This window comes from Nostoc sp., from assembly GCF_036919555.1.
Taxonomy (GTDB): domain Bacteria; phylum Cyanobacteriota; class Cyanobacteriia; order Cyanobacteriales; family Nostocaceae; genus Nostoc.
The window spans coordinates 198235-211523 of sequence record NZ_JBALCS010000078.1; the positions used below are offsets into that span (position 1 = coordinate 198235).

Below are 13289 nucleotides of genomic sequence, written 5' to 3' on the forward strand. Positions count from 1 at the left end.
ATAATTACAACCAATTACCTACAAGAACATAAGGTGCCCAAAAATAAGGACGATTTTCTTTAGCTAAAATTGCAAGTTGGGCGCGTTGTAGTGCTTGGGCTTTAGTTACTCCAGCCTCCAACTGTCGGTATAATTCACCCATAAAGTCGCTAGTAGATTCATCATCTACAGTCCACAAAGTTGCTATAGTACTGCGTGCGCCTGCCTGTACTGCCACACCAGCTAATCCTAAAGCCGCTCGTTTGTCTCCGGTGGCGGTTTTACAGGCACTAAGGACGAGTAATTCAATTGTTTCTGGTCGGCTTTCACCCCTAGCTCGTAGTAAATTATCTAACTCTCTAACCTTCAGTAGAGCATCCCAGGTAATAATATAGGTTTGTTCAACGTCTGAACTAAATTGCCCGTGAGTAGCTATGTGTACTACTGAAAAGGGAGTAGATTGAATTTGCTTTTGCAGATTAGTTTTGGTGAACTCTTGATTTAAGAGTTTTTTACTTGATTGAACTTCAGATTGGACTTGTTTTAATTCCTGCGTCACATTTAAGAGTTCGGGAAAGGATTTACCTTCAATCAAGCGTTTTTGCTCAACTCCGACAACTAAAACGTTTAAATGCACATTTCGTAAAGGTTTGGGATCAACAAGTTGCAAACCAGGTGTCAAAGAAATAGCATACTTTTCTATCAGATATTTTTGCTGTTGTTTGTCGTAAAGAATCGCCATTGGGATATTCCGTAAAGAACCATCTAGTACAAACACTAAAGATGTTATACCTTTCTTTGTCAAATCTGATTCAATAGGTGTAATTAACCAGTCATATAACTGTTGTGAGCGCTGCTTAACATCAGGCTCACGACTAGCAACAGGTAAATCTTTCTGTAGTTCTTCTACAGTATTTTCTAATACATCTTTAGAAACTTTAGTTGTTTTACGGTACATTGTATCTTGCCCTGGCAACCTAGTAATAATTTCTAGTCGATTATCTAAAATAATTGGATAGACAACAGCTGTAGATTTTTCCTTTTCAACTAATTTATCAAGGTCAATTCTTGGTAGCAAACAAGGTGAACGAAAGAAGTTATCTAGTTCTGCTAACTGGAGAGATTCGATTACCTGACGAGCTTGAATGAGATTATCTGGCTTTTGAAAAGTATTTTCCGGAAGTTGCAACAGTAAATCAACGTACTGTCGATATACGGGTTCTATGCTCTCGCGGAAAGAAAATTGCACATCAGGATTAATCGCAACTAAATCATTACGTAGAGATTTGAGAGCGTTATAAGCTTGATTATAAGCAGCTATTGCTGCTGGGATATTGAATTGCTTTTGTAGTATCCGTCCCATCTGCCAATGCCATTGATAAGCAATGTCTTGAGCATCAAGAGATTCGGCTTTCACCAAGGCTTGCTGTGTAAGGCTATTAGCATCAGCTAGCTGTCCGCTTTGTTCGTATAGACCGCCAAGAGTACCAAGGGCATAAGACTCGGTTCGTTCATCTTTTAAACTCTTAGCTACTTGAACAGCTTGCGCTAGTATTTTAGCAACATCTTTTAGCTGAACTGAGTTCTGTATCATTTTGCTCAGACTTTGGGCAAAGTTAATCCGGTAGTTAACAGCTGTTCGACTTGGAGGCAGATTGTCTATCTGAGACTGAATTTGCGGTAATAATGCCTTTGCTGTATTAAATTCTTCTTGCTCTTGCTCTACCAATAGTCTTAATAGATTCAATTGAGCTTGGAGCCGCACAATAGATGTTGCAGATGCAATCTGCACCGCTTGTTGATAGTATTGAATTGCTGTTTTTGTGTAATCCTTGGCGTTGTTTGAGTTACCCAAACTAAGTTGAGCGGATGTTTGAGCGCGGGCGGTATTACCTAAACTAAGTAAAGCATTACTTTGAGCGATCGCATCTCCTGCTTGTCTAGCCACAGAATAACTTTTTTCTAGAATTTCTTGCGAATCCTTTAAATAACCCAAACTTCGCCTAACATTCCCTAAGCTATACAATCCTATGGCTTTCAGAGAAGAATCTGATTGTTTTTTGAGAATTTCTCGTACTGAGATTAAGGTTTGATCTGCTTGCAGATAATTTCCCAAAGCTTGCATTGCTTGGGCTTGATTAATGTGATTGCGAATCAGTGCAGATATATCATCTAGGTGTTGATAAATTTTAGCCGCTTCTTGCCAAGTACCCAAGGCGGCTTCAGTTTGCCCCTGTGCTAATTCCAGTCCACCTCGAACATCTAAAGTTTGAGCAAAAATTTGGGATTGCTCTTGTGAAGAACCTGAATCTTTTAGAGTTTGTAATAGTTTAATACTTTGTGCGATCGCTTCAGTTGCTTCAAGCCATTGTCCTAATTGCTGGTAGGCTAAAGAAAGATTGCTTAAAGTTATAGCTTCATTCAATATATCATTAGTAGCTTTAAATTCACCTGCTGCTTTTTTTAGAAGTTGTACCTCTTCCACAAACTGTCCCTCTTCATAAAGTGCTTGACTTTGCTGCACTAGGCTAGAAGGCTGGCTGGAGTTGACAGCAGATATTGTTACTAAAACAGGAAACGATCTGATTTTAGATTTGGCAAACGCTACCGTTAAATAATTAGATGAATCAAAGAAATCCGACAAATATATACATAGTGATGTCGTCAATAATGCTAAAAAAAAATGCTTGAAAAATTTCATATAATTTTAAACTTTACTTTTTTCATAATAAGATTTATGCCTGATAATTAGTTAGAATAAAAACCTGAGAAAACTCTCTATAACTCTCTCTTGTCAAGTGACACTTTTGCGTTGCTAACAGATCGCTAGAAGCAGGTGCTCCGATGCCAGAAGATTCCGACGCAAGGCAACTCTAACGCACTGGCTCGACTTTTTGCTGCGATTTTGTGTGAAATTAGAATGGATTATATTGTACAAAAAAATACAACCCGTTTTCTTGCCATGTCTTGCGTTGAGTATCAACAGAAACTAAAGGAATACCCCACTCAACACCAGCAGTAAAGTTATTACCCTGTGACCAATGCAAACCCAAACCAACAGAAGCTAGGGTGTTAGTATTATTTTCATTTCTACTTGAGGAATTATTCCAAGCAGTGCCAACATCAACAAATGGAGTAACTTGCAGAAGTCCATTCCACTGTGATACACGTGCAATTGGTTGCCGCAATTCAACAGAAGCAAAAGCACCATTATCTGCTAATAGTAAATCTTGACGATACCCCCGGACACTATTTATACCACCTAAACCAAATTGTTCTGAAGTTAAAAGCGTTCTAGAAGCCAGTTGCATATCGCCACGAATTAACAATAAAGTATCAGGAGCTAATAAGCGTACCCACTGCGCCTGTCCTCGCCAAGCAAAAAAGCGGCTATCAGGTGCGGTCTCATTGATTGTTGCATTAAATGCACCAATTCCCAAACTAAATTCAGAACGAGCGGCAATTACTTCTTGGCTATTGCGACTTGTCCATTGTTGAAAAAATCGCAATGCAGATACTCTGGTGCGTCCTTCTTCGTCAGCCCCTGGTGAAAGTAGAGAAAGGGGAACCTGATTCTCTTCTAGTAAAGAGGAGGAAATATCAGTTTCTCTGCGAGAAGCGGTTATCCCAAGAGCGAACTCTTGGTTAGGAGTTTGCACTAGAGGCTGGCGGAATGTGAGTTCGTAATATTGGGAAGCTGATTCAATATCTAATTTATTAAAGGGGCGTTCAATGACATCGGCTGATGTATTACCATAGCTGAAGGTGAGAGTGCCATTGCGGGGATTGAGGGGTAAGCTGTAGCTGGCATCTATGGTGTTACTGCCGTCAGTATTGCTGTACGCTAATGATATACTATCTCCAAATCCGAGTAAGTTGGCTTCGTTTATTTGCAGTTGGCGTCGGAAGCTACCAACACTGGGGGAGCCGCCATTGTCCAGCACTGGTTGTATATTAAACGAATCTGCCTCTGTTACCTTGATAGCCAGCAAATTAGCACCTTTACGTGAGCCAGCAGACAGTTCCGCAGACAAGTTTTGAATTAAAGGATTTAGTTGCAATAATTGCAGGGACTCTAGCAGGCGTTTTTGATTCAAAGGAGTGGATGCGCCTAAAGCTATACGGCTACAGATATAATTTGGGTTAAGTCGCCTAGTACCAGTTATCTGGATATCTTCTAATTCACCTTCAATTACCTGGATTCGGACAACACCGCTAGTGAGAGTTTGTTCCGGAATATAAGCTCCAGAAGTAACGTATCCTGCATTAATATAAAGTTGAGTAATTTTGGAACGAGCTTCTATTAATTGTGCAAATGTTATAGGCTTGTTGATAAATTCAGCAAGTACCTGATTTAATTTTTCTGAGCTGAATACTGTACTGCCAATGACTTCAAACTGTTTAACAGTGAAGATTTGTAGCGTTGTCGGAAGTGGCTCATCTGGTGTGAGTAGTGGTTGATCAGGTTGAAGTAGTTCAGATGGAGGCGGAAGTTGTGGTGGTGGAGAGGGTGGTGTTGGTGGTGTTCTGGGTGAAGGTGGTTGGACATCCTGCGGCGGCGGGAGTTGTGGAAGTGAGGGAAAATTGTTTTGGGGTAGTTGTACACGATTTCCTGTCTGCGCCCTGCTGGGTGTAATTGTCAGGCTGTTGAACAACATCAGCAAGCAGGATGCTGCAAAAATATGAGTAACTTTAGCTACCATGACATTGAATTGGGTTCTGTCTGGAAGTATTAAGAGTAGCGGTGGATGAATTAGCACTGAGGACGATTTGTCCTTTGGCGTTTAGCGTCGCACCTGTTGCTTCAACGATGCGTTTGGGAGTAGAGGTAGTTGGTTCACTGGTAACAGGTGGTAGGGAACGGTTGTTGCTGCTGGGTTTAAGAGACACCCAATCTATTTGTGGCGTATCAGGAGTGAGAATGTCTTTGGGATTGGGTGGTAAACCGCCGCGTCCAGTGATTACAAATCGGTTTTGGGCGGAACCTGGACTGTAGCAGCCTTGGGCTAACTTGGTGTCAACTGGTATTGTTGGCAATTCAACTAAGCCACTGTTGGGGTCAATATCTGGGGTGTTTAGTTCTACAGTCCCCTGTATACCAAATTTTGAACTAGCAGTGATATCGCTTGTTTGTGGGTTTTCTTTGTCTCGGAACTCAATACCATAAATGCCAAACGCTTTGATATCCACTCTCCCACCACTGCCTGTAAAAGCATTGGCAGTGATGTCACTATTTTCACTTGGGACAGCGAGGATGAAGCCATTGGGGGCGGTGATGGTGATATTGCCACCATTACCCCCAGCTTGTGCTGTGCCTGCGGTGGTAGAAATTCCAGCGCCACGACGCAGAAGCAGTAAATCAGTTTGTAAGTTGATATTGCCACCGTTACCCGATGCAGATTCAGCGTTGAGTCTGCCACTGTTGTCTAAAGTAACTTTAGGTGAGGTGACGATAATATCTCCAGCAGTACCCGTCGGACTTTGGGAGTTCACGAACAACCCAGTGTTCAAGTCTGAACTGCTACCAGAAATGGCGAAAAAATCAGCAGTATTCACTTGAATTGTGCCTGCATTCCCTTGTCCAGAAGTTGAGGCTTCAAGTTGAGCGCGCTCGCGTAATGAGAAAGAACCAGAATCAATAGTAATTTTACCCCCATTGCCTTGTGTTCCCAGTTCTACAAAGCTGCCAATCCCACTTAAACTATTTTTCTCCCCAGCAATATCAACAGCGCCAGTCACATTCACATTCACATTCCCTGCATCCCCCTGTCCTGCTGCCTGGGTATCAGATACACCACGAGTAATGGTTAGCAATTGACCGCCATCAGTAAGTGACAGCCTTGCAGCATTGATGTCGATATTGCCACCTTTACCTACACCCCCAGATTCCACCGTGCTGAGGATGGCAGCATTATCTGCAAGAGAAACAGCATCTCGTGCAATCACTGTCACATTTCCCGCATTCCCAAGTCCCGAAGTTGAGGCAGTAAGTTGAGCGCCATCGCGTAATGAGAAAGAACCAGAATCGATAGTAATGTTACCCCCATTGCCTTCAGTCCCAGTTTCCACAAAGCTGCCAATCCCACTGAATAAATTGTTTTTCTGCCCAGTAATATCGACAGCGCCAGTAACATTCAGATTGACATTCCCCGCATCCCCCCGTCCTACTAGCTGGCGATCAGATACATCATCTGTATAAGTTAGCAATTGAGCGCCATCAGTAAGTGATAGTGTTGCAGCATTGATGTCGATATTGCCACCCTTACCTACACCGCTTGATTCTACTGTGCTGAAGATGACAGCATATGCAAGAGAAACAGCATCTCGTACCTGCACTGTCACATTCCCCGCATTTCCTTGTCCAGTAGTTGAGGCTTCTAGCATAGCGCCATCAGTAAGTGATAGTATTGCAGCATTGATGTCGATATTGCCACCTTTACCTACACCCTCTGGTGACACGATGCTGAAGATGCCAGCATCATCTGCAAGAGAAACAGCATCTCGTGCCCGTACTGCCACATTCCCCGCATTCCCTTTTCCATAAGTTGAGGTTTGTAGGCTAGCGCCATCAATAAGTGATAGTGTTGCAGCATTGATGTCGATATTGCCACCTTTACCTACACCCTCTGGTGACACTGTGCTGAAGATGCCAGCATTATCTGCAAGAGAAACAGCATTTTGTGCCTGCACTGACACATTCCCCGCATTCCCTTTTCCATAAGTTGAGGTTTGTAGGCTAGCGCCATCAATTAATGATAGTGTTACAGTATTGATGTCAATATTGCCACCTTTACCTACACCCCCAGTATCCACAATGCTGAGGATGGCAGCATTATTTGAAAGAGAAACAGCATCTCGTGCCCGCACTGACACATTCCCCGCATTCCCTTGTCCAGAAGTTGAGACAGTAAGTCCAGCGCCATCTCGTAAGGAAAAAGAACCAGAATTGATACTAATGTTACCGCCATTGCCAACTGTCTCCATTTCCATATTGCTGCTAATCACACTAAATAAACTGTTTTTCTCCCCAGCAATATCAACTTTCCCAGTCACATTAATATTGACATTCCCCGCATCCCCCCGTCCTGGTGGCTGGGGTTCATGTGCTTCACGAGTAGCAGTTATCAGTTGAGCGCCATCAATTAGTGATAGTGTTGCAGCATTGATGTCGATATTGCCACCTTTACCTACACCCCCTGATGACACCGCGCTGAAGATGCCAGCATCTGCAAGAAAAACAGCATCTCGTGCCCGTACTGTCACATTCCCCGCATTCCCTTGTCCAAATGTTGAGACAGTAAGTTCAGCGTCATCGCGTAATGAGAATGAACCAGAATCAATAGTAATGTTACCCCCATTACCTTGTGACCCCAAACGCACAAGATTGGCAACATTACTCCCAGTGCCAGCAACTTTGATTTCTCCGGTAGCATTAAGTGCAATATCTCCTGCAACAGTTTCAGATGTCCCCAAACCTTGTCCAATACCAGCACTTAAAATACTTCCTCCTAATATCTCTAGATTCTTGGCATTGACTGCAATATTACCGCCACCAGCAGCTTCTACAAAAACACCAGCGCTATTAGTAAAATATATATCTGCTCGCGTTACATTCTCAGGAAATTTCAAACTGAGATTATCACCATCTACACCCAGCGCTACACTACCAGGTTCCGCCAACCCTCCTAACTCAACCCGTCCACCATAAGCATTTAATCGTCCTTTATCCATGCTGACATTACCACCCACTAGCAGCAAACTTTTCCCATCTGGTACTCGTAAACCTAATGCATCAAAGCCTGCTGGATTTGTTCGGGCGGGTGCAACTGAGTAATTTTTAATCCCTGCGTTTTGATTAATCTGATTAAACAGCAATGCTGAAGGATTAATAGTCAACAACGGTGAAGGGATATTTTTATCAGTAGCGCTAAAAAATCCGATATTTTCAAATTGCAGTGCATTGGCTGTACTCGCCACAAAAGAACCACCAATATTTAATCTGGCATTTGCACCAAATACAATTCCATTAGGATTAATTAGAAACAGGTTGGCATTGTTAGTGCGGATTATCCCATAAATATTAGAAACTGACCCACCCGTTACCCGACTAATGATATTTTGAATATCCGCAGCATTATTAAACAAAGCAGCGCCATTAAGAGGAACAGAAAACTCCCCAAAGCTGTGAAACAAATTACTTCCTGCTTTCGTTCCTCCAGTAATATTGAAGATGTTTCCATCCCTTGCAACGCTAGAGTTATTAGGCAAGCTTGTATCCGGGGTAATTTGAGCAAAAGCTTGCTCTTGCAAGGAAGCAATTAACACACTTACCATTACAAAACTACTGCACCAACACCGCCAATCTTGAGTTCTCCCTGACATAGCACCCTCAATAAATTAGTAACTGCATCCTGTGACTAGTCTTATTTTTCCAAGTTGTAATCCTGTACAATTGGCTCTTTAGCAATATCTTGCAAGCCAACTGCATTTAATAAGTCAACCCAATCTTTATTAATAGTTGCATTCTGCGGATTGGTGCGGCGCAGTTGACCTAAATTAGTTAGGGCATCGTACCAAATATTATTAGCACTATAGGCAATGTACTCTTTTGGTTTTGCTGTTTTTAATTGATTATAAAGAGCCTGAGTCAGCACTTGCCTTTGCACAAACCCATCTACATAAAAATTGTCAGACGTTTTTTCCGGATCACCACAATAAACATGAAAGTACCAGTGATATTTTTTATCTGCTTTTAAATAATATTGCGGTTGTGCTGGTGGAGTAATGCTGATGATCCCTGGTTTTCCAGACAGAGTAAGAGGTGTTCGATAGACATTCTGTACATCTTTACCAGAGAGCACTTGTAACACGAATTCTCCAGAATGCATGGTTTCAGGTAGTTGGGGAACATAAAACCAAAAAGTTGGATTTTCTGCAACTGTTGATGCTAAAAATGATTTCCCTTCATCCCCAGGGACTAAAGCAGTAAGACGTGTCAGAGAGCTAGGACACTCAGGACTACGCCCAGCCCCTGCTCTGCGCCGACCTGTAGGTGCGCCGTTTCTGGGCAATTTTGGTTGTTGAAAGGATTGGAAGTGCGAATTTTTAACAGTGTTTTGAATCGAATTAGTCAGCTGTGCCTGCACTGATTGCAAGTAACTTGTTGTACTAATAATGAGCAAAGTAACTACGCAAGCACATTTAATTTGTTGGTCTAATGACTTTTTTTTTATCATAATTGAGAATTCAATTGTTTTCTCTTGGCAACACGATAATGTCTAAACCATAAAACTACCACTACTTGGGTAGCTAACAACGCTAATATTGAGGGGATAAGTGGCACCCATCCAGCCAGTGTAAAAACGCCAAAACATAACCCAAACAGTGTTAAAAGTATTACTACCACCGCCAATCCCAGGTGGAGCGGTTTTGAATAATACCATGCTGTAATACCTCCTACTAATGACCATCCCCATATCCAAAGGAACTCCATCCATCCAGACCACCACCACAATAAAGGTCTGCGGTCTAAAACTGCGCTGAGGATTTGACTTAGCATCTGCGCCTGTACGAATACCCCCGGTATCTGCTTTTGTTCCAGTTTCGCATTAGAACTAAAAGGTGTTTTCCAATAATCATTTGTATTGGTGGGGGCAGAAAGACCAATCAGAACAATGCGGTCTTTAAGTGATTGAACTGATTCTAATGAGATTTTTTCATTTAATACATCTTTCAAACTAACTTGCTGGGCAATTTTTTCAACAGAGGGGAGAGAACGATAATTCAACAATATTTGATAACCGGATGTATCCACTTTTTGATAACCGCTAGTATGTTTTTTTAATTGCTGAAACACAACGTTACCAATCTGCAAATCACCTTCTTTTGTACCAAATGATCTTTTGCCTTCTTTATCTAAATAATCAAGTGCTAGCTGTAGATTAAAAGCGTATTCTGTGGGACATAGAGATGTTGGGAGAGGAGTCAAATCTAAAAGCTGGCGACGAGCAATATCTTGATCATCTGCAACAAAATCACTAAAGCTCAAACGTTTGCTTGAAACTCCATCCGGTGGCGGAATACCATCACTATCGCCATCATCATCAGTAGTAGCAACTTTGCACACAAAAAATAGACGATTATCCTCCTTAAAACGAGTAGCTAATTTTGGATCTACAACACCATCACGATAAATATCTAAACCAATACTTCGGGGTTGGTACTTATTTAATTTATCTAAAAGTTGAGCAAGAGCTTGGTCAGATAATGACCATCGCATTTGCATTCCTTTATTGATTTGGTACTGAATATCTGCTTCATCAATAGTAATAATTAAAATTCGCTGATCAGGTTGTTCAGTCACAAGTTGCGATCGCAACTGCATAAAATGGTCAAAAGCCTGTAGTTCCGATGTTTGCAGATAACCCCAATACCGCACCCCCATGATTAAACTTGTTGCCAACAAGCTTGTCAGCAATATTACTAAAATACTCTTGGTCGTAATCATTTTTCGGTGCAAGTGCCAAGTCATTGGTGCTGACAAGGGATTTTGGCAAATTACTGGCAACCAAGTTGCACAAGGATATTCATCTTCTATTCCTTCCAGCCTTTTTCGCGCTTCATGCAGTGCAGAGTATAGTGATTGTCCGCTAGAAAATTCTGTTAGAAAATGTTTTAAAAATTCCTGCGCTACTACGTCTGGGACTGGTTCGCGCATGACAATAACTTGGGGAATGTGTAAATCCTCTAACGCTTCTGCTAAACCTAAGCCATCACAGGAATTGAAAATTGCCAAGTGCAATCCGCTCTTAATTGCTTTCTTTAGTCCATGTTTTAATTTATCCAGAGTAATTGTCGTAGTTTGATTAATTTGCAGAACTCCTCTTTCTTGACTAGAACTATGTCCAGCAAAAAATAGAATATCCCAACCTTTCCCCCAAAGTTCGTTACTTAACTCTTTTAGTTGTGGCTCTACCAAAAAACTTATTTTAGCTTGGTTTGATAAACTCTCTAATAAATATTTATCCTTACTAATATCAATTCCTTTATGATTACCAAAAATCGCTAAAATTTTGACTTTTTTTTCCTTAGTATATATTTTATTTAGTCTTTGTGGTTCTAAGGGACTAAGTGCGACTTCAGCATTCGGATAATCTTCAAAAAAATTCCATAAATGCCAAGGAAGTCGTCGGAGTAAGTTATCATAAGTTGCAATTATAAAGCAAATTTCTTCATTTGGATTTAATTGTGTGCGTAATTTTTGGTCGATTTTGCGAAACTGGTCTGAATGAAGCCAAATATTAATTCTAGATGATAATTGCTGACATAAATTGTTAAATTCAACTTCCGAAAAATTTGTTATATCAGTATCTTCGATTTCGAGACGTACAGACCAACCATAATACTGATAGAGAGCCGAGTATAGTGTTTGCCAATTTCGATAAAGTTGAGAAATTTCTGGCGCTGCTGGTAAACTCCCGCGAAATTCCATCGCCCGTGGGTCATTTGTCAACCCAAGTTGAACTGTAACATCAGGAAAGCCTTTATGGAGATCGCCTGTACCCAAATTCAAGATAACTAATTTACTCATTACACTCTGACAAAAAAGTTTTAGATAACAAAAGTCTCCTTGATTGTCAAATTACCATCAGACACTTGAATATTAAAGCCTTCTCCAGAATTGCCTCGAAATCGTTTTAATTGAATAAAGTTATGATTACTTCGCGATACAACTTCTTGAATAATTTCTCCTGATTCTACTTGTAAAATCAGTCTCAGGTTAGATGGCAAGTAAGTCTTTTCACTCATTGGATGTAGCTGTACTAGTATTTCTACTTTCTTTTCAACAAAAGGTGCGATCGCTATTAATAATACTACTGTTTGATTTCCTAGTTGTAGTACCAAATCTATTATTTTGGCTCGTGCCACACTAGCTTTCCTGAAAGATGAAACACTTCTTAGAGGTTGTTTGAAAAGTCTAATTTATTACTTGCCTTGGCGACTAGAAGTCGCGGCTACACAGACAAAACCCACCTTTCCTTGCGGAACGCTACGCGAACGTGGGTTAAAATCCTTAATTTTTCATTAGCCCGCGTAGGCTGACTTCGTTTATGCAGTAGCTAATTATACTTACAAAATACTTTTCTAACATCCTCTTAGAGGCGATCGCCTCTAAGAGGATGTTAACACCTATTTGGCGAAGTGATCGATGAGAAAGAGGCGAGTATGCTTTACTCATGTTGTTCTCTCGGTGCTGTTTACTATCTATTCACAGCGTATACTGAGAGAGCTTTTTTACAACCTGTCAGACTTTTCAAACACCCTCTAAGGCTGCAACGCATCGATCGCAAATTAACGGATGTTCTGCTGATTCTCCCATACGAGTAGAATAGTTCCAACAGCGATCGCACTTCGTGTAGGCTTTGCCAACGCACTTTTCCCCGTCAGCATTCACTACACCAATTACCCAGTCTTCTGTTTGTGCTGTATATTTTAATTTTTGTAGTGCATCAGGAGAATCTAATAATTGCACTCAACTAATTGTTTTCTACACTCTCAATTGCACAAAACCAATATTTTAATTACGAATTAATTTTTTAATAAATCGCCACAGCAGGGAAAAGGGTAAAATTAATATCGCCTTTAATATTTGCATAAAGTGACTTAATCGACCTTTCTAAATAGCGGGGGGATTAGACTGGCGTTGCAGGATTGCTAGATTTTCTCGAACTTTCGCTGTAGTGGGATGATTAACGCCTAACACCCGTTGGCACATTGCCAGGGCTTCAATGTACAGAGGTTCGGCATCGCTGTACCGTCCTTGGCTATTGTAGAGGGAAGCTAAATTGTTCAAGCTAGAAGCTACATTGGGATGCTCTCCAGCAAACAGGCGCTTTGTCATTGCCAGGGCTTCAATGTACAGAGGTTCGGCATCGCTGTACCGTCCTTGGCTATGGTAGAGCAAACCTAAATTGTTCAAGCTAGTAGCTACATTAGGATGCTCCCCAGCAAACAGGCGCTTTTTCATTGCCAGGGCTTCAATGTACAGAGGTTCGGCATCGCTGTACCGTCCTTGGCTATTGTAGAGGGAAGCTAAATTGTTTAAGCTAGTAGCTACATTAGGATGCTCCCCAGCAAACAGGCGCTTTCTTATTGCCAGAGCTTCAATGAACAGAGGTTCGGCATCGCTGTACCGTCCTTGGCTATTGTAGAGGGAAGCTAAATTGTTCAAGCTAGTAGCTACATTAGGATGCTCCCCAGCAAACAGGCGCTTTGTCATTGCCAGGGCTTCAATCAACAGAGGTTCGGCA

The 13289-nt window shown here is 41.4% G+C and carries 7 protein-coding genes and 1 pseudogene; all 8 read right to left on the reverse strand.

Features of this window, described 5'->3' with window-relative positions:
• Positions 1-4 precede the first annotated feature (4 nt).
• Positions 5-2623, reverse strand: coding sequence for a CHAT domain-containing protein (locus V7K36_RS22135; RefSeq protein WP_335119297.1), 2619 nt, complete (start codon positions 2621-2623; stop codon positions 5-7).
• Positions 2624-2894: 271 nt separating this feature from the next.
• A complete protein-coding gene (locus V7K36_RS22140; RefSeq protein WP_335119299.1) occupies positions 2895-4682 on the reverse strand; it encodes a ShlB/FhaC/HecB family hemolysin secretion/activation protein in 1788 nt (595 codons plus the stop codon).
• On the reverse strand, positions 4672-8361 hold the full coding sequence (locus V7K36_RS22145) for a two-partner secretion domain-containing protein (protein ID WP_335119301.1): 3690 nt from the start codon (positions 8359-8361) through the stop codon (positions 4672-4674). Before V7K36_RS22145 ends, V7K36_RS22140 begins: the two co-directional genes overlap by 11 nt.
• Positions 8362-8402: 41 nt before the next feature.
• Entirely contained in the window at positions 8403-9050 is a 648-nt protein-coding gene (locus V7K36_RS22150) for a DUF928 domain-containing protein (protein ID WP_335119303.1), read from the reverse strand.
• A gap of 161 nt (positions 9051-9211) precedes the next feature.
• Complete coding sequence (locus V7K36_RS22155; protein WP_335119305.1) at positions 9212-11569, reverse strand: CHASE2 domain-containing protein; 2358 nt, start codon at positions 11567-11569, stop codon at positions 9212-9214.
• Positions 11570-11589: 20 nt separating this feature from the next.
• The gene (locus tag V7K36_RS22160) at positions 11590-11961 is read right to left on the reverse strand and encodes a DUF1822 family protein (RefSeq protein ID WP_335119330.1); all 372 of its coding nucleotides are present in this window, start codon (positions 11959-11961) and stop codon (positions 11590-11592) included.
• Between the two features lie 331 nt (positions 11962-12292).
• Positions 12293-12511, reverse strand: a pseudogene (locus tag V7K36_RS22165) (zinc finger domain-containing protein); the annotation flags it as partial.
• Positions 12512-12655: 144 nt separating this feature from the next.
• Positions 12656-13289: tetratricopeptide repeat protein (locus V7K36_RS22170; protein ID WP_335119306.1), on the reverse strand; the 634-nt coding region annotated here is incomplete at its 5' end.

What these genes read in the sequence shown, in the direction of transcription:
- V7K36_RS22140 (WP_335119299.1), bottom strand. Translation starts at nt 4,682, where the DNA reads ATGGTAGCTAAAGTTACTCATATTTTTGCAGCATCCTGCTTGCTGATG.
- V7K36_RS22145 (WP_335119301.1), bottom strand. Translation starts at nt 8,361, where the DNA reads ATGTCAGGGAGAACTCAAGATTGGCGGTGTTGGTGCAGTAGTTTTGTA.
- V7K36_RS22155 (WP_335119305.1), bottom strand. Translation starts at nt 11,569, where the DNA reads ATGAGTAAATTAGTTATCTTGAATTTGGGTACAGGCGATCTCCATAAA.